At 44.3% G+C, this 19455-nt stretch carries 16 protein-coding genes; 6 read left to right on the top strand and 10 right to left on the bottom strand.

The window, feature by feature from the left end:
* Positions 1-13: 13 nt before the first annotated feature.
* The 3 genes from JMX83_RS09355 to JMX83_RS09345 form a co-directional block, all read right to left on the bottom strand.
* Complete coding sequence (locus tag JMX83_RS09355; protein ID WP_201600985.1) at positions 14-3049, bottom strand: LysM peptidoglycan-binding domain-containing protein; 3036 nt, start codon at positions 3047-3049, stop codon at positions 14-16.
* 145 nt (positions 3050-3194) lie between these two features.
* Positions 3195-3689: a hypothetical protein gene (locus JMX83_RS09350; protein ID WP_201600984.1), complete on the bottom strand. Its 495-nt coding sequence runs from the start codon at positions 3687-3689 to the stop codon at positions 3195-3197.
* Between the two features lie 291 nt (positions 3690-3980).
* Positions 3981-5177 (bottom strand): hemolysin family protein, encoded by a 1197-nt coding sequence (locus tag JMX83_RS09345; protein ID WP_406947626.1) that lies wholly within the window; start codon positions 5175-5177, stop codon positions 3981-3983.
* A 632-nt stretch (positions 5178-5809) separates the two neighbouring features.
* On the opposite strand from JMX83_RS09345, the gene yajC reads away from it, so the two are divergent.
* The 6 genes from yajC to JMX83_RS09315 all read left to right on the top strand — a co-directional run bounded on the left by yajC (position 5810) and on the right by JMX83_RS09315 (position 12568).
* A complete protein-coding gene (yajC, locus tag JMX83_RS09340) occupies positions 5810-6088 on the top strand; it encodes a preprotein translocase subunit YajC (protein ID WP_058024991.1) in 279 nt (92 codons plus the stop codon).
* 466 nt (positions 6089-6554) lie between these two features.
* Positions 6555-8432, top strand: a complete 1878-nt coding sequence (secD, locus tag JMX83_RS09335) for a protein translocase subunit SecD (protein WP_201601012.1) — start codon at positions 6555-6557, stop codon at positions 8430-8432.
* 9 nt (positions 8433-8441) lie between these two features.
* A complete protein-coding gene (gene secF, locus JMX83_RS09330; RefSeq protein WP_201600983.1) occupies positions 8442-9704 on the top strand; it encodes a protein translocase subunit SecF in 1263 nt (420 codons plus the stop codon).
* Between the two features lie 233 nt (positions 9705-9937).
* The gene (locus JMX83_RS09325) at positions 9938-11347 is read left to right on the top strand and encodes an MATE family efflux transporter (protein WP_201600981.1); all 1410 of its coding nucleotides are present in this window, start codon (positions 9938-9940) and stop codon (positions 11345-11347) included.
* A gap of 140 nt (positions 11348-11487) precedes the next feature.
* The gene (locus JMX83_RS09320; RefSeq protein ID WP_201600979.1) at positions 11488-12219 is read left to right on the top strand and encodes an AzlC family ABC transporter permease; all 732 of its coding nucleotides are present in this window, start codon (positions 11488-11490) and stop codon (positions 12217-12219) included.
* Positions 12209-12568, top strand: a complete 360-nt coding sequence (locus JMX83_RS09315; protein WP_201600977.1) for an AzlD domain-containing protein — start codon at positions 12209-12211, stop codon at positions 12566-12568. Before JMX83_RS09320 ends, JMX83_RS09315 begins: the two co-directional genes overlap by 11 nt.
* A 122-nt stretch (positions 12569-12690) precedes the next feature.
* Here JMX83_RS09315 and purF read toward each other — a convergent pair whose 3' ends face one another.
* The 7 genes from purF to JMX83_RS09280 form a co-directional block, all read right to left on the bottom strand.
* Entirely contained in the window at positions 12691-14226 is a 1536-nt protein-coding gene (purF, locus tag JMX83_RS09310) for an amidophosphoribosyltransferase (RefSeq protein ID WP_058024985.1), read from the bottom strand.
* A gap of 207 nt (positions 14227-14433) precedes the next feature.
* Positions 14434-14931 carry a CvpA family protein gene (locus JMX83_RS09305; RefSeq protein ID WP_201600974.1) on the bottom strand — a complete coding sequence of 166 codons (498 nt, stop codon included), beginning with the start codon at positions 14929-14931 and terminating at the stop codon, positions 14434-14436.
* 30 nt (positions 14932-14961) lie between these two features.
* Positions 14962-15996 (bottom strand): quinone-dependent dihydroorotate dehydrogenase, encoded by a 1035-nt coding sequence (locus tag JMX83_RS09300; protein WP_201600971.1) that lies wholly within the window; start codon positions 15994-15996, stop codon positions 14962-14964.
* A 228-nt stretch (positions 15997-16224) separates the two neighbouring features.
* Complete coding sequence (locus tag JMX83_RS09295; protein ID WP_071003577.1) at positions 16225-16626, bottom strand: DUF4870 family protein; 402 nt, start codon at positions 16624-16626, stop codon at positions 16225-16227.
* 281 nt (positions 16627-16907) lie between these two features.
* Entirely contained in the window at positions 16908-17477 is a 570-nt protein-coding gene (gene gspM / locus JMX83_RS09290) for a type II secretion system protein GspM (protein WP_201600968.1), read from the bottom strand.
* A 33-nt stretch (positions 17478-17510) separates the two neighbouring features.
* On the bottom strand, positions 17511-18806 hold the full coding sequence (gene gspL, locus JMX83_RS09285) for a type II secretion system protein GspL (RefSeq protein WP_201600959.1): 1296 nt from the start codon (positions 18804-18806) through the stop codon (positions 17511-17513).
* Positions 18807-18961: 155 nt separating this feature from the next.
* Positions 18962-19420 carry a SixA phosphatase family protein gene (locus JMX83_RS09280; RefSeq protein ID WP_201600956.1) on the bottom strand — a complete coding sequence of 153 codons (459 nt, stop codon included), beginning with the start codon at positions 19418-19420 and terminating at the stop codon, positions 18962-18964.
* Positions 19421-19455: the final 35 nt, after the last annotated feature.

The following is a 19455-nucleotide window of genomic DNA, read 5'->3' as shown; positions in this document are numbered from 1 at the left end:
AATACGTTACTGCTTAACGATTGGGTACCGTTAGACGCTGACCACGTTGCAACATAGTATCAGCAGCGATATTATTCATCTCAGCCAATTCTTGGGTTGATACGCCATATTTACGAGCTAAACCAATCAAGCTATCGCCTGAGCCAACCGTATAGCTCACTGTCGCTTTTGGCACTTTTAGGGTCTGTCCACGCTGTAGTTGAGCGTTTGTTGCCAAGTCATTGGTCGCTGCCAAGTCCTCTACAGAGATACCAAACTGACGTGCTAAGGCAATCAAGCCATCGCCAGATTTGACCTTGTAGTTTTCAGTATTTCCTAGCTTTTTACCACTGCTTGCAGGACTACTGGTATTGGTGCTGCTAGCAGAGCTGCTACTACTCTGACTGCTGTTGCTTTGACTGCTGTTGCTTTGACTACTATTAGAAGCCGAAGAACTTGCCACGCTACCGCCAGCAGGAATAGTGATGGTACGACCTAATATCAAGTTAGAAGTCGTGCTCAGGTTATTTACTGAGGCTAAATCGCTCAAGCCGATATTATAGCGTTTGGCGACACCGGTTAGCGTATCACCTGATTTTACTTTATAACTGACGGCTTTATCATTCAGTTGGCGATCAACTAGCTCTTTTGAAACAGGTACTTTAATCGTCTGCCCACGTTGTAGGCGCGCTCTTGCATCAAAGTTACTGTTTACAGCAGCGATCTCTGCTGCACTAACACCCACGCTATTTGCAATACCAATCAAGGTATCACCTGATTTTACTTTATAGCTGGTGGTCGCTACTGAGCTTGTATTACTAGCGTTGCTAGCACTGCTAGAGCTTGTGGTGCTTGCTGCATCGAAATTAACGCTGGCAGGTACTTTTAGTGTTTGACCCACATACAGCGAGCTTGTGCTATTGATACCATTTAGGCTAGCTAACGTGTCTGTCGATACGTTAAACTGACGTGCTAAGGCAATCAGACCGTCACCTGGTTTTACTTTATAGCTCTTAGTCGCCGTGCTTGATTTGCTTGGTCTGGTAGATGGTGCTGCAGGTGTTGTGGCGGGCGCTTTTACCTTACCAGGTACTAGCCAGAGTTTTTGTCCTCTGAGCAGATCAGCACGGCTACTGAGATTATTGTAGCTGGCAAGCTGTGTGACCGATAAACCAAAGCGGTTAGCCGTACCGATAAGCGTATCACCACCTTGTACAACGTAGCTTTCAGGCTGATTGGCGGCTGGGTTACTGGCAGCGCTTAGTGGCTCGATAGTTTTGGCGTTGTATAGATACAATGTGCTGCCAGATAGTAGGTTGGCACTGGCATCTATTTGGTTCCATTCTGCGATATCACGCCAATTTACTCCTGCACGGCTCGCGATATTCGATAGAGTATCGCCACGTTTGACCGTATAAGTGGTACGCATGCCTTGCGGTTTTGGTTTACTAACTGACGTTTTAGCAAAGCTCAGCTTTTTCTCTTCACCGCTTGCTTCCAAGATAGACTGCTGCGTCTGTACCGCTGATAGGTTGATGTTACCATCTGCATTAATAACATTGGTCTCAGAGGTATTGCTACGAATTTGGTTGGCAATGAAGTCGCGCTCTTCTTTGCTAAGCGGTGGCTCTTGGACAATCGTATTATTCTGAGTAATCTGAGCTGAGGTAGTCGGTAGACTGTTGCTGCTCTTGAGCTCAGCATTGATTTTTTTGGTCTCTGCATTGGTTATTGGCGGCTCGGTACGTACTGAGGCATTACCACTATAGACAGAGCTGCTAGTCGTTTGGGCAGACGGTGAGATATAGCTCGTTGTTTGCTGAGGTACGCTTGCGCTGGCAGCATAATCAGCCAATGCGCTACTGCTGGATGGCAATGACGACGAAGTGTATGGCTTGCTGTTGTAGCTTGGCGTCGTTGTGGTTGGGGTGCTTGTATTGCTAGAGGCCAATACATTGCCTGTACCATTACCACGCAATAGACTCAGTTTGGCATCAGCATTCAAGTTAACATCGTTAGGAATGATAACGCGCTGTGGACCAGAAGAATCCACACGACCTGAAGTCAATGCCGTGTTGAGTCGCTCTAACTCATCATAACTCACGCCTGTAAGCTGTGATACTTCAGACAAGCTCACACCGTAGTTGACCGGTACACTACGGAAATGCTGACGGTTAGCGATAGCTGGTAGATATACGCCATACTGTTCAGGCTTGGCCACAATCTCGGCTACTGCCAAAAAGCGCGGCACATAATTCATGGTTTCAGTTGGTAGTTGTAGTGACCAGTAGTCTGTTGGTAGTCCACGTGCGGCATTGGCATCAATCGCTTTTTGGATACGACCAGGTCCTGCATTGTAGGCGGCTAGCGCCAGCTCCCAACTACCAAACTGATTGTGTAGCGCGGTCAAAAAGTCGTAAGCGGCGCGCGTTGATTCGATAACGTCACGGCGACCATCATAGGTGCTGCTTTGATTCAGACCATAGATACGACCCGTACTTGGGATAAACTGCCATAGACCTGCCGCTGCTGCACTACTGGTACCACTTGGATCGTACGAGCTTTCAATGACAGGTAACAACGCCAGCTCTGTTGGAATATTGCGGCGCTCAGCCTCTCGTACCGTATGGTAAATGTAGCGACTGGCACGCGCCGTCAAACGGTTTAGATAGTCTTGTCTGCTGGTAAACCAACTCTTTTGCCCTTCGATACGCTGATTATAAATCGGCTTACCACCGTTCATACGGTAGCCGGCACGTAAACGATTCCATAGGTCACCATACTGCTGAATAGCAAGCTGGTTGCCCTCCACCATCGTCATGTCAGTGGCTTCTAATAGATCTGCCAATTCATCCAAGCTCTCTGCATCCAAAAATGCAGTTGAATAATCTGCACTACCCGTAGTCGCCCCTTGATTAGCAGGACGCTTGGTAATAACAGCTGAGCTATTGGTTGCACCTTTATTTTTTACTGTTGAGGTGTTGCTACACGCACTGATAAGTAAAGTTGATACCGCAAGCGTCAATGGTAACGCAACAAACGAGCGAGATTTTGATAGCACAGTAGACATGATATTGGAAGTTTCCTAACGACAGAAAGTGATAAGACGAAGTTGAGAGATAGTATAGTATGTAACGTAAAGTAAAGACCAGCCTAATATAAAAGATACTAATAATCATTTTTATTAGTATCTAAGAGATTGTATTGACCAGTACTTAGTTAATAGCTACTTGTGATACTGCACGTAGTAATACAGCGTTACCAGTCGATACTGTCAGCGTTACGCGAGATGTCGTAACAAATGATATTTGCTGACCGTCTTTCGTCCAGCTCTCATTTGTCGTTACATTGGCTTTGGCCTGATCTCCTGTAATAACGATGTTATCTACAGAAATATCGTAGCGATAATTAGACGTATCATTCCAGCTGTTTTGCAATAGCTTCAAATACGCATCTTTATCTAAGCTAGTAGATTTACCTTTTCTAGATAACGAAATCAATGCATCGTCAGATACCAGACGCGCGACTTGATTGATACTCTGGCTATTTGCAGATGATTTCATTGCTGCGGCGTAGTTTTGCACCAAAGCTTCGGTCATGGTGGCAGCTTGCGCACTGATACTCACTGTGCTGGCCACTGCTACTATCGCAGTTATGCTAGCGCCCTTCAGTAATAGAGCCATTAAGCTCTTTCCCCATAGTCGTTTCATGATAGTCCTTAGCGATGCTATTTTCGTTATTGTCATATATTGGTTATTGTCATATATTGGCAAGGAGCGTCTTTATAGCATCTAGTTTAGCAGTATATTGGTATAAGCGTACTCATATAATAGGCCGAGCCTATCATTGAATTCTCACAGCCGTGTGACACCCTGTGTAATTATTGCGAATATAAAAGCACAGGATGCTCACAAAAGCCGTTCTTTGAATCGAAGGTTATTATATCCTCTGATTTCAACAACTTTGGTCGTGATAATAGCAATAGCATTCAATCGATAACGCTAGAATTTGTTTTCACTATTGCTGTCTTCATACTGCTCATCATCACTGAGTTTCATACCCAAACGCTCTACGCGTCTGTCCATCATTTGTCGAGCTAAGGCCTGCATGTCTTCCACGCGATCTATTTCATCGACAATCTCAAGACCTAATAATGTCTCAAAGACATCTTCTAACGTGACAAGCCCTTTGACTTCACCGTATTCGCCAACCGTAATTGCAATATGAATACGATTTTTTAGCATAAGCTCCAACAGATCAAACAGTTTCATTTTAGAGAATACAAACGTTATGTCTCTTTTGAACTGCGTCAAAGGCTTGTGCATGGCATGATTGACTTTTGCCAATAGCATGTCAGTTTTTAAAACAAAACCAGTAATGTTATCTAGATCGCCATCATAAATGGGCAATCGAGAAAACGTGAGCTTTGGACGATCAACCAATAATTCAGCCACTGTTTTGTTTTCTTCAAATGCGAGCATCACTGAGCGCGGCGTCATGATGTCTTCGACTTTAATCGCGCCAAATGCAAGCAAGTTACGAATGATACGAGATTCTAGTGGATCGATTTGACCCGACTCTTCACCGATACTAGCAAGCGCAGCAAACTCACGACGGCTAAATGCTTGTGGTTCTTTGCCACGTACCAGCAGTTTCGTTAGTCGCTCCGAAACCCAAATAAGCGGATAAAGCAGCAAGATGATACCGCGCACGAAATAAGCAACCATACCACTTAACTGACGCCAATATACCGTTCCAAGTGTCTTTGGGATAATCTCAGATAAGAATAAGATAGCCAACGTCATAATGGCAGAAAATAGCCCAAACCAAGCACTACCAAACACGATCGTAGCCTGAGCACCCGCTCCGATAGAGCCAAGTGTATGGGCAACGGTATTCAACGTTAAAATAGCGGCCAACGATTGATCAATATTATCGACCTTTAAGCGTCTTAGCATATTTGCTTTTTTTGGATTCGTTTCTTGAACATCCGCAATATAGGATGGTGTCATGCTCAGTAATGCGGCCTCTGATAAAGAGCACACAAATGAGATACCGATAGCAACAGCCACAAAAAATATCAATAATGCTACGCTAAGTGCGGTTGGTGCTGCTACAGCAGTTGGTGTTGCTACAGCACCAGCTGCCCACACTGCCTGCGGTAGCATAAGAATTGCCAATGCAGATAGTGCTGACAAAGAAGTATAACCAAATCGAGAACTAGTAGTCATTCTCGGGGGAGGCTCTGCAGATGCGTCTTTACGATGAGCACGCGGACGACATAAACGAGGTACAAACATAAAAGTGGTGAACAAGTTAGGTAACCTAAAAAGAGAAAAGGGAATATGTTGTAACGAGCAAACCATGTCGATTGACAATGTGATTTAGAGTATCGATTAATCAATATTCATAGTCGCTCAAAGCTGACTTAGTCACTATTTTAAAGCGATATTATGCTTCTATAGACAGCATACTAAATGCAGGCAATCATTGCCATTTGATAGTAGCATTGATGATACCAATGCACAATAAGTCGCTATTTTTAAGTTTTTATTTTTTGACACTTTTTATTGTTGCGTTTTGCCTCCATACTCATTATTAGTCAACGCCTCTCTTCGGCTTATCATTTTGTATTTTATCTTTGCTGATATGAACCTATTGAAGCGTGAATCCTTGGCTGGGTGGTATCTAACTGTATTCAACGTCAAGTTAGCATGATATAGCACTAAGAAAAACGTGCCCCGTCTATGATTAACAGTTACCAAGTCTAGGATTTTTTGTTACTATGCGTCTAATTTTATTTTTACCTATCCTTTATTGAGAGAGAAATATGGAACAGTTCGGTCAACTTATATTGCCTGTTGCCTTTTTTGCCATTTTTTACTTTTTGGTTATCCGTCCACAGTCTAAACGTACCAAAGAGCACCGTGCAATGGTCAATGCATTGACTGCTGGCAACGAAATCATCTTTGCTGGTGGCTTGATGGGTCGTATTAAAGCGATAGAAGGCGATTATGCCGTCGTAAGCTTAAACAACAACACTGATGTAAAAGTACAACGTGCTTCTGTTATTTCAGTATTGCCTGCTGGTACGATCGAAAGCGTTTAATTATTACTGAGCTTTATCGGTAGTAATTTAATGGTCGTATCACCACTGGGTGCAATGACCAAATAATGACCGTATATCATTTACGGTCATTTTTCGCTATTAAGGTAGTCGCTATTAAGGTAGTCGCTATTAAGGTAGTCGCTATTAAGGTAGTCGCTATTAAGGTAGTCGCTATTAAGGTAGTCGCTATTAAGGTAGTCGCTATTAAGGTAGTAAGGTACGGCTGCTATATAAGCTAGCCTAGCCTGTAGATATATTGACTTTGCCTGTTTCACCAATGATATTTTTGGTGACTCGATAAAGATACGTCTGTATTATTTGCTTTACTGTTTTATATTTTACTATCACCGCGGATGATCGCAATGGAGTCTGCTGAATGTGGCAGTCGATCATTGCTGTCGCTAACTTCCCATCTGCTAACTTGTGGCTCACGTCGCCAGTCGTTTATCAACTTAAAGAAGTGATTATGCAATATCCCGCTTGGAAATACTTACTTATTGCCGTCGTGCTCATCATTGCCGGTCTATATGCTGCTCCTAACTTATACCCTGACGAACCTGCCGTGCAGATTACGAGCGCAGCAGCAGGCACGCAATTGTCTGAAGGTATCTTGACCCAGTCTCAAAGCTTACTCGAAGAGGCAGGTCTAGAGAATCATAATGGTACGTTTGAGGGCAACAGTGCACTGGTACGTCTTAACAACCCAGTCGATCAGCTAAAAGCGCAAGAAGTACTACGTCAAAACTTGGGTGAGGACTATGTAGTCGCTCTCAACTTAGCACAAACGACCCCGCAGTGGCTGCGTGATATCGGTGCCAGACCGATGAAACTTGGCCTTGATTTACGCGGTGGTGTACGTTTTGTACTAGAAGTCGATATGGACAAGGCGCTTGAACAGCGCTTGAACAGTGCCAGTCGCGATATGCGACGTGATTTGCGTGCTGAGCGTGTGGCAATCAAAGGTATAAAAACCGAAGATCGCGGCGTTGTATTACATTTTGCTGATACAGATACGCGTAATCGTGCACAAAACATCTTGCAAGGCTCGATGAGTAACACTTTCAACTTGCAGTCTTCTATTGATAACCAAGGTCCTGCATTGGTACTGTCATATAACGATGCCACGCTTGACGAAATCAATAGCTATGCGGTCAATCAGAACTTAACAACGCTACGTAATCGTATTGCTGAGCTGGGTGTGACTGAAGCACTAGTACAATCTCAAGGCTCAAGCCGTATCGTGGTTGAGCTGCCTGGTGTACAAGATACTGCTGAAGCAAAACGTGTCCTTGGCCGTACTGCCAACCTTGAGTTCCGTATGGTAGCAGAAGACGCTGATACCTACACAGGCGGTATTCCTCCAGCAGGTACTGAAGCATTCCCATTTGAGACACTCGATGGTCCACCAGTATTGCTAGATCGCCAAGCGATCGTCACTGGTGATAAAGTGACCAATGCACAGACTGGCCTAGATGAAAGTGGTCTACCGGAAGTAAGCATTACCTTGGACAGTGCTGGCGGCAAGCTAATGCAAAACGCCACTCGCACCGCTGTTGGTAAACAGATGGCTGTCCTGTTCATTGAAAACAAGCAAAGAATCACTTACGAAGAAGATCCAGCAACTGGTGAGACAACTGAAGTACGCACACCTTACGCTGAAACCAAAGTCATCAACCGCGCCAATATTCAAGCGGTACTGGGTTCATCATTCCGTATTACTGGTCTTGATAGCACCGCTGAAGCCGCTGAGCTTGCGCTATTGCTACGCTCAGGTGCACTTGCCGCACCGATGTACTTTGTAGAAGAACGCACCATCGGCCCATCATTGGGTCAAGAAAATATTGATAAAGGCTTATTCTCTACGCAGGTCGGCTATCTATTAGTCTTTGCATTTATGATCATCTTCTATCGTCTGTTCGGTGTGATTGCCAACGTGGCATTGGCAGTGAACGTTATTATTATTATTGCGATTATGTCAATTTTGGGTTCGTCACTGACGCTACCTGGTATTGCTGGTATCGTCTTGACCATTGGTATGGCAGTTGATGCCAACGTACTGATCTTTGAGAGGATACGAGAAGAGATTGCCAATGGTGTACGGCCAAAATCCGCCATCGTGGCAGGTTTTGATCGGGCATTTAGTAGTATTTTTGATGCCAACATTACAACCTTATTGGTCGCGTTTATCCTATTTGCGATTGGTACGGGTCCGATTAAAGGCTTTGCGGTTACGCTAGCTATTGGTATTGTCAGCTCACTGTTCACCGCTATTTTGGTGACGCGTGCCCTGGTACAAATTGCTTATGGTAAGCGTAAATCCATCAAAAGTCTGAGCATCGGTTAGGAGAACATTATGGCGATCGAAAATAATAACCCTTTAGAACAGCAGAATAACCCTGATCGAAATGGCTCAAACGGTGATGCGACTACTACAAGTACCCGCCGCCGTAACAAACCACGCCGTGATGGTAAAGGTAGCAATACCAAAACCAACAACCCGACTACAGCGAAATCTGGTAAAAGTAGTAGCCGTCGTGGCGGTAAAGGCCAAGCTGGTAAAGACAATCAAGCACTCGCGACCACTGTTGATCCTAATCTAGTATCAAGCGATGCCGCTGATGATGCGGCTGCAGTCGCTGAAGGTGGCATCAAAGCGGTTGGCAATCAACGTATCATTCCATTTATGAAGATAGAAAAGCCAATGGCGCTGCTATCTTTGTTTATGGTGATCGGTAGTATCATTGCTATTGCCGTCAACGGTTTGAACTTAGGTCTTGATTTTACTGGTGGTGTCTCAGCAGACATTCGTTATGAGCAGCCTGTCGAACAGGTTGCCGTTGTACAAGCACTGGCAGACAATGGTTTTGATGATGCGGTTGTACAGTACTTAGGTACGCGTGAAGAGCTACTCGTACGTTTGCCGCCCCAGTCTGATAACGTGGATGGGCTGAATACTGACCTAACTCAAGCATTAGCACTACCTAACAATACCGCTACTATCAGTAACGTCAATATCATTGGTAGCCAAGTGGGTAATGAGATTTACCTCAACTCAGTCATGGCACTCGTGCTAGCATTGGTATCTATGCTTGGTTATGTTGCCTTACGATTCCAGTTCAAACTATCACTAGGTGCCGTATTATCGCTATTTCACGATGCAGTGGTGACCATTGGTGTATTTGCGCTATTTGGCTTCCCGTTTGACTTAACGGTATTGGCGGCTGTTTTGGCATTGATTGGTTATTCATTGAACGATACGATTGTTGTTTATGACCGTATCCGCGAAAACTTCCGCCGCGTCCGTGGTATTACCCCAGAGCAGACGATTGACTTGTCTTTGACTGAAACCCTACGCCGTACTATTATGACCATCTCAACGGTTTTATTGGTCGTCTTGGCCATGTTATTCTTGGGCGGTGAAGGGCTATACTGGTTCTCGGTCGCATTATTTATTGGTTTGCTAGCAGGTACGTATTCATCGACCTATATCGCAAGCTCGATTCCATTACGTATGGGTCTATCACGTGATGACTTTATTGTGAAAGTGAAACCAGAGTTCGAAGAAGAGATTGTCACTTTTAATGATCCAAAGATGTTTGAACAAGACAATGTCTAATAAAAGTTACTAAAAAATAATGTACTAACCTAGTGTGTTATGAAGCTTAAAATCATTACTTGTTAAATGCGAATGATGATTGAACAAAGGCACCTGACTCGTGAATAGTGAGTCTAGGTGCTTTTGTCTTTATAGCTATTTTGCCTCACATATAAACTGTATTGCACTGCTGTTTTGCCACAGATTAAATAATATATTGCCCTCTTTATCGCCTCAGTATAAACGAGCCAACAATGTCAGCAAATTCCTCAATACCTAATGCCATGCCGCCTATCGATACAAGCTATAAGCGTATCATTGCGATTGCCCTGCCTGTACTACTCGCCAATCTCGCCATGCCATTGCAAAGTGTTATCGATACGGCCATTGTGGGCAATATGAATGAGACTGCCAAACTCGCTGGTATGGGCTTGGCGATACAGCTGCTATCCTTGTTACTTGTCAGCTTTAACTTTCTGCAATATGCCTCGTCTGGACTGTCCGCGCAAGCATTAGGACAGCTGGCCAATCATGCTGATAACAACAACCTCACTGCGACAATAGCCTCACCGTTACTGTCTATTTTGCAGCGCGCGTTGTTATTAGCCTTCTTAATCGGCGCAGTTTTGCTACTGGCCAAACCGTGGCTGATCCATATTGGTTTACAGGCATTATCTGCCAATCCTGAGAGTGGTCTCGCGGCCAAAACTTACTTAGATGTCCGCTTCTGGGGCGTCATAGCCGAGCTGATGAATTTTGCGTTTATTGGTTGGTTTGCAGGACAAGGTAAAACACGATACATGCTCTACCAGCAGGGATTTATCGCTGTCCTCAACATTGTATTGACCTTATTTTTTGTGTTTATCATGCAAATGGGATTGGTCGGTGTGGCGCTGGGTACGACCATTGCATTTTGGTTAGGTGTATTATTGGCATTGTGGCTTAGTTGTCATCATTTAAAAATATCTTGGGCCGCATTATTCAAAGTTGATAAGAACCACTTTACAAAAGAGAAAATACTTAGGCTATTTTCTTTAAATAAAGACATTTTTGTGCGCACCCTTATTTTAACGCTCAGTTTTGCTTGGATTACTCGACTGTCTGCCCAAAGTGGCGATGTTATACTGGCAGCCAATGCTATTTTATTACAAGTACTAAGTATCTCTGCCTTTGCGCTTGATGGCGTCGCAGTCTCTGCTGAGACCTTGAGCGGACAAGCCGCTGGTCGACGTGATTGGCCGCGTTTTCGTACTATCATCAAGCGTACAGGCGTCGTCAGCTATGGGCTTGCCATTATGTTAAGTGCTATCTGGTGGCTTGCAATGCCAACTTATCTAGATTTTATGACCAACATTGAATCGGTGTTTGCCCTCGCCTATGAGTACCACCTATATGCAGTGTTGCTACCCCTCGTGGGTGTTGGAGCCTATTGGTTGGATGGTATATTTTTTGGTTTGACAGCAGGCAATGTGATTCGTAATGCTGCCCTGATATTAGCTGCTGCTTTCTTTCCGTTAAGCTGGCTGCTTTATCAGCAATGGGATATGACTGGGATTTGGCTAAGTGTATGGTGCCTGCTGCTATTGAGGCTAATTATCTTGGGCGGATTTTTGTACCGTGCTCATCAATCAAGTAGTTATGAGAGGCTACAGCCAGAGGCTTAAACATTTTTTATTGTACAGCCACTGATCACACAGTCGTTTATCATACAGCCATCACATACCATTTTGACGCAATACAGTGTTTATTTTTAAGTGTAAAACAATCCGTTTATAAAATAGTGTAAGAAAATTTAGGATGCCATGTGACCACTCATTCAAACGAACTCAGTCATCAACAAGAACGCACTCACGATTGGGCTGAGGGCTTCAAAAAAAGCTTGCCCGTTGCGATGGGATATCTGCCTGCTGGCATTGCCTTTGGTGTACTGGCACAAGTTGCTGGTATTCCTGTATGGGCAACGATTATGCTTAGCATTGTGCTCTATGCTGGAGCGGCTCAATATGCTTGTTTGCCAATGCTCAGCGCTGGCCTACCGATCGGTAACATCGCGACCAATATCGCCGCCATTAATTTACGCCACGTGTTTTATGGTATGCCGTTATTGCAATATCTACCAAAACATAAACTGGCAAAAACGTATTGCTTATTTGCCCTGACTGACGAGACTTTTTCAGTCATGACCAGTTTGCCAAACGAGTCACGACAAGCACTCATACTTCCGATTAGCTTATTTAACCAAAGCTGGTGGGTGCTCGCGAGTGCCATTGGCGTGATGATTGGAAGTACGCTTAGTGACTTAATTCCACATTTGGATTTTGCTTTGGTTTGTCTGTTTGCGATTTTGGCATATGAACAATTCCAAAGTATTAAACGTTATTTTCCTATTGGCATCGCTGTGATTGGCTTGATTGTCGCGTCTTTATTCACTAGTGATTGGTTGTTATTGGTGGCTATCACTATCTGTATGTTGATGATTTTGGTGCGTGGATTTTGGATGCAGCGTCAAAATATAGGAGAGCGTCATGACCAGTAGTTATCTTATTTTTGCGACGCTTGCCATGGCAGCGGTGACGTTCATCACTCGTGCATTGCCAGCATTAATCCCTAGAAAAGTTTTAGATACGCCTTGGCTACATCGACTGAATGAAAGTCTTCCCCTATCGGTAATGGTCTTACTTATCTTAACCAGTCTGTCATATCAGAACTTGCCAGTGGATATTGCCTTGAGTGATCCTGAACTACATCTGTTAATGGCCCAGGTTTGTGCGCTTATATTGGTACTTTTTATTTATCATATTAGCCGCCAGCTCTTGGTTAGCATGGTTGTCGGTATTGCCGCGATCAATGGTTTTGTCTGGATATTTACCAACTTTTTGACTTAGCAGCATCCTACCTTATACCAACACCCAGTATTAATTTTACTGGTATTTTTGGTAAAAAAAAGCTGGACTCTATTAAGAGTCCAGCTTTTTATTTTCAAGCAATATATTTATCGCTATCTGACTTAAAGCTCTTCAACACCCATCATATCCACAGGTGTATCCGCTACTATTTGCACGCCTTTCTTGCCAGTTTTAGCCGTATCATTACGCTGCTCTTGCAAGTGATCAAGATACGCTTCATTGATTTGGCCCGTGATGTAGCAGCCATTAAATACAGCACAATCAAACCCTTCGACTCTGCTGTGCTTGGTATCTTTGACAGCATCGATCAGATCGTCTAAATCTTGGAATATCAAACGGTCAGCGCCAATGATCTCACGTACTTCCTCAACACTATTACCTGAAGCAATCAGCTCGGTACGCACTGGCATATCAATACCGTATACGTTTGGAAACTTCACTGGTGGCGCGGCACTCGCAAAAAACACCTTATTAGCACCTGCATCACGCGCCATTTGAATGATCTCATGACACGTCGTACCACGAACGATTGAGTCATCAACCAACAGCACGTTTTTGCCTTTAAACTCTAACGGCACCGCGCTTAGCTTTTGACGAACGGATTTTTTGCGCTGCTGCTGACCTGGCATGATAAACGTACGACCGATATAGCGGTTTTTCATAAACCCTTCACGGTACTTGACATTCATTTTTAACGCCAGCTCCATCGCTGAGGTACGTGACGTATCTGGAATCGGGATGACCACGTCAATATCATGATCCTCGCCCCACTCTGCAAGGATTTTGTCAGCCAATTTTTCACCCATACGTAGGCGTGATTTATAAACTGAGATATTGTCCATAATAGAATCTGGACGGGCAAAATAAACATACTCAAAGATACAAGGCGTATATTCTTTTGGCGCTACGCATTGATGCGTATGCAGCTTATGGTTCAAATCAATAAAAATAGCTTCGCCTGGTTTTACATCACGAACGATAGTGAAGCCAGAACCTGTCAATGCGACTGATTCAGAGGCGACCATATACTCGGTGCCACCGTTTTCTGCCATGCGCTTACCAAAGATAAGCGGACGGATACCGTTTGGATCGCGGAACGCGAGTAATCCATGACCAGTAATCAAGGCCACAACGCCATAAGCACCTTCACAGCGTCTATAGACGGCTTTTACTGCTTCAAAGATGTCATCAGCTGTTGGATGCGTCTTACCTAGATTTTGCATCTCATGTGCGAGTACGTTCAGTAGCACTTCAGAATCTGAATCGGTATTGAGATGGCGACGATCTTCGATATATAAAGATTTGGCCAGACTCTCAGCATTGGTCAAGTTACCATTGTGCGCAAGCGTGATACCATAAGGTGAGTTAACATAAAATGGCTGAGCTTCAGCGCTACTAGAAGTACCAGCGGTTGGGTAACGAACGTGACCGATACCAAACTTACCGACCAACTTCATCATATGACGATTCATAAATACGTCACGTACCATACCGTTTTCTTTACGTAGGTAAAGTCGACCATCTTGCAAAGTGACAATACCTGCTGCATCTTGCCCGCGATGCTGTAGCATCGTTAAGCCGTCATAAAGTATCTGATTGACTGGCTCATGAGCTGCAACTCCAATGACTCCACACATATAGCTATATCCTATTTTAACTCATACATTAGTACGACAATAACGGCAAAACTGCTGACAGTATGTGGCTAAAATCACGCACTGTCGTCCACCGCTAACCTGATGATTTTGTAAGAAACTTCATGATAATTTTTAATCATCTGTTTTCGATGATCAGTGACACATGCAAACGTTTAGAAGTATAAAAAGAATTAGAACAATAGAAAATTACGACTGATTGACTTGATCCCAAGCCATGCCCAACACATCTGACACCAATGCTTTACCCATAGGCGCATAAGGCATCAGCTCAGGGGCCAACACTGAGGTTTGCCATTGCGGCATTTGTACTAGTAGTGGCGCACTCACACTTAACACAACCAATACCATGAGTACATTTTTGGCAGCACCAAGCACCCCGCCTGCCATTTTATCGACCACGCTCAACCGTAGGGTTTTGAGCACACCTGAGAATACAAAAGCCACCAAGTGCATGATCGCCAATATCACAATCACCACTAGCAAAAAGGCCATGGCCATTTGTAGCACTGGGCTTTGCACGATACCAGATAATTGAGGCGACACCGATCCTGCGAGCCGGGTCGCAGCGATAAGAGCGATAAACCAGCCTACTAAGCCAACAGCTGTTTTGATCAGGCCAACTTGAAAACCGCGCCACAAACCAATCAAGACAACAATAGCAATCACAATATCTAGACCGCTCATATTTTGCGCCTCACCATCTCATTCATTTGACTAGCTTTCCATGGCATCATAATAGCCACCGATTGCTTGAATACAAGACTGTACTAGCCCAGGTCCTCTATATATAAGACCTGTATAGAGCTGTACCATGTCCGCACCTGCTTCGATTTTTTTGACGGCTTTGGCACCACTATCGATGCCACCCACCCCTATCAAAGCAACTTTACCATCTAGCTGATCAGAGAACTGTTGTAAAATCTGGGTACTAATGTGGCTCACCGGACGACCTGACAAGCCGCCCATTTGATCGCCATCACGCAAGTCTTCGACACCCACGCGGCTCAGTGTCGTATTGGTTGCAATCAAGCCGTCAATTTCAAAGTCTAATAACTGCTGTGAGATATAGTCAACTTGCAGTGGCTCTAGGTCAGGTGCAACCTTGAGCACCAATGGCACATAAAAACCATATTCGGTGGCTAGTTGACTGTGACGGTTTTTAATTGTATCCATCAGCTGGGTCAAAGCCTCACCACTTTGCAAGTCACGTAAATTTTTGGTGTTTGGCGATGAGATATTTACCGTGATATATGAGGCGTGCGGATACACACGTTCCAAGCAATAGACATAATCATCAGCGGCTTGCTCTACTGGCGTGTCGGCATTTTTACCAATGTTGATACCGATATTGCCTTTGTATTTGCAGCGTTTGACATTATCAATCAGATAATCAACGCCTTCATTGTTAAAGCCCATACGGTTGATGATGGCGTCTGCTTGCTTGATTCTAAACAGTCTTGGCTTATCGTTGCCTGCTTGCGGCCTTGGCGTGACCGTACCTACTTCTATAAAACCAAAACCCAGCTCAGCCAACGCGTCAATGTAGTCACCGTTTTTATCCAGTCCTGCTGCCAGACCCACTGGATTAGAGAACTGCAATCCCATACAGTCAGTAGGCTGCATCGACTGACCATACGCCAAACCTAAAACACGCGCTTTATGTGCTTTATCCAATAAAGATAAAGTCATCTCATGGGCGTGTTCGGGATCCATATTAAACAAAAAAGGACGAAGTAAGGCATAAGACATAGTGATGGCGGACCCTGCTCGAAAGAAATAGTGGATAAAGAATATGAGTGAAATCAGGCGGAGCGATTATATCAGCTTAACAGAAACAAGAGCAAAGTTTCACACGGTAAATTTCCACATTTAACCCGCCGTCAGCGCATATCAATCAGCATTTATTAGATAGCAATAATAGTTCACTGTCTTTTAAGCTCAGCTGAATCAACAGCGAAAGACAACTACGGCATCGTATTAAGGTACTGGGCGGCCGTCAGTGAGTGCAATCCAACCACGTATAATTCGATATAAATGCCAGATAAAGGTGAATGTCACAATCAACAAACCAAAGCCAGCCAGTAACGTCGAACCAATAGCGATATTGCCACTATCAGCTAGCATACTCACGCCAAAACCACCTAAAGCAAAAGCAGTGATGACAATACCAATAATAAACCAAACGATACTGTACCAAAACGTTTTGATTTGCCAATCAAAATGCGTGGATAACCATGTGCCATCAGCATCGTGGCGCTTGGCATAATTCATCACAATCGGCACGATCCACAGCAGACCAGCGGTAAAATAGCTAATCACGTATAAGAAATAAGTGATGTGATTATAAATGGTTAAAGAACGGCGCTTATCGTTGCTCATACTGTCACTCATTGGTTTGCGTTGTCCTTGCTGGTCAGTAATCTTGTCTGCTGAAAACTATGCTCATCAGTATCGTTATTAAGAAAGTGCTGTATGCTAAATATCTATCGTTAGCAGTGGCTAATAAATGTTTAATGGTGACAGATAAAAAGCTTTTCAATGACATCTAACTCAAAATACCATTTGAAAAGCAAGTTACCGATAAATTGAATTGGAACATATCATGTTCTGTTACTTATATTCTACTATTAAGCCCATACCTGCTACTAAACAGTATCAAGTTATAAAGTGACAGTGGCTTGCACTTGGATAGATTTATTCGTTAGGTCTTGCTGCATAGACAACTGCGTGAACTGCCAACCTTGCTGCTCTAACTTGCCAAGAGCGGTACTCACGACAGCTTGACTGGGGTGGATAAAGCTTAACTGCACCGAATCACCAGCCGCAACGACCTGAGCATCTGTAATTCCTGTGGTATTTAGCAGCGCACTAATGCGATTGGCAGGCGGCATGTCAGCCTCTCCATTAGCGTTATTGCCAGTACTTAATGCATTACTATCGATATTACCTGCTTGCGCCCGCAACCAAAAATAATCAGCCACTTGTTCCTGATAATCATTTTTACTCTCTTTTGCCGCTTGATGAATGCTATAACCGCCATAACCGCCGATAAACAACAGCAAAAATACGGACAAGATGGCTAACGCTAATTGATCACGTTGAGGTAGCGCTTGCCAGCGCGTTGATAGCACATTTTGGTAACTGCTCATACGCTCTGAGAATGCGTGCGTTTCGGTATTGGTTGCAGAGACAGCTGCACTGCGTTTGGTACGGCGCTGTAATCGTTTCATGTTTTGACCTTTTCTTACCAATACTCTGATGAATTATGATGCTGCTGGAGTGTTCGCCGTATCGCTGTTTTCCACCACATCCACAGTGACCTGGGCACTAAATTGACCTTGATCATTACTACTCACTTGCGCAAGCTTGGCATTCAAACCTTGCGCTACTAGCGTGCTCGTGAACTGATCCAAACTGCCACGATCAGGAGCAATGAGCGTAAAACTAAGTGCGGATGGTTGCATCACAAGTGTCTGTGCACGCAATGAAGATTGTTTGATTAAGGGTGATATCTTTGACAGCGCTGCCATGTGTGATGCCGGTGCTTGGCTGTCACTAAGCAGTTTTGGTTGTAATTGCACTTGGAGCTTGGTTCGAGTACTGAGCGGCTCATCAGCGAACCAAGATTGATATTGCGCAGCTATTTCAGTCTTGGTGGCAGCTGTTGCCTCATTATACTTGTACCACTGCACCCCATCGGTTGCCATCTGTAGTACTAAAGCCGATAACGCAACCATCATTGCTACCCGTAAATACGGTGATAACTGTGAGTCGGTTGATTTGATAAAGAAGTTCAGCGCATGACGTTCTGGGTTGTCAATGGGCGCTGGTGCCGTGGGCAAGCTCGTTAATAACAGCTGGTGATCGGCGATCAGCGCTTTCGTTTGCGCCATAGAACTGGTTGTCGCTGATGTTGCTGGGATATTATTGATACCCATACTATCCATTTCATTAGCGGCTAAATCACTGATAGCAAGGCTATTGGTTTCAATAGAATTCAGCAACATCACTTCGCTTAAGTGCGGAAAGCGCTCAAAAATCAACGGTAAATAGCTGACAGCCATGCCTTGGCGCAATGATTGGCGCAATAACAGAGTATGCTCGTCTTGATACAATGTCACTTGCTGACCTGCGCCTTCTTCTGGCGGTGGCAGTAACAAGAAATCTGGCAGTAGTGCCACTATATTCATACCCACGAGCTGAGCACTTTGCTGCCATGCCTCAATATCATTTTGTGCCAATGCGTATAGCTGCGTCGTATCAGCATGGCTCAACTGGCGAATAACCAATTGTTCAACTGGTGTTAGGGAGGTTTCTTCAAACAAATACTGCTTACCACTATTACCCAGCTGCTTGAGCTGAGCAGTATTAAGCGCTGTGTCTACTTGCAATACATGACTTGAGGGGAAATATAAACAAATTGCCTTTTGGCCATTGGATTTATGATGACCATAGATAGTTTGTAGCTGTTGCCAACCGTCAACCGTCTGCCATTGCTGTACATCTTCGTGCCAAACAGCTAGCGGGCTATGCTGCGCTCGTAACCAAACATGTAACACTAAACGTGTCCTCGATTATTGCTGCGGTTATAAAAGTACTGTGATGAAGCAGTGCTACTATTCAAAAAGGATTGAGTCATTTTATCTGCTGAGCCAGTCGCTTAATTGGCATGATTGCCTCATTCTGAATTCATCCTATCTAAGAAATGGCTAGCCTAGTATGGTTGATCAGGTACAAAACGATCCACTTCAGTGGCCATCCCAGTCATGACAAAATCCATTTCAAACACTCTGGCTTCTGCCAAAGAAAATGACTCAGGATAATCACCGGTCAACAAGCCTGCGATATAAGCGACGATTGACATATGACAAACAACAACCAGACATTCTGCATCGATATTCGAAATATCCATTAAAGCCTGACGGGCATCATCAGAGGGCGTGATATTGTCCTGCACTGTTGAAGGTACTTTTGGCATTCGCGACTGGAATGCAGCCAGTGTCTGCTGCGCCCTATCATAAGGACTGACGATAAAACGATCTGGATGATAGTGTGTGGTCACATACTCTGCCGTCTGTGCCGCTTGCTGTTGACCAAAGTCAGTTAGCTGACGCGCACTATCTGGACGCGTCTCATCTTCGGCTTGACCATGACGTACTAATATAATTTTCATAACCTTCCTTGGTGCGCGGAGTTAGCACTGTCTCT

It is taken from the genome of Psychrobacter piscatorii, from assembly GCF_904846415.1.
Taxonomy (GTDB): domain Bacteria; phylum Pseudomonadota; class Gammaproteobacteria; order Pseudomonadales; family Moraxellaceae; genus Psychrobacter; species Psychrobacter piscatorii.
Note: the sequence above shows the minus strand (reverse complement) of the source record. Positions and strands in the feature narration are given on the sequence as shown.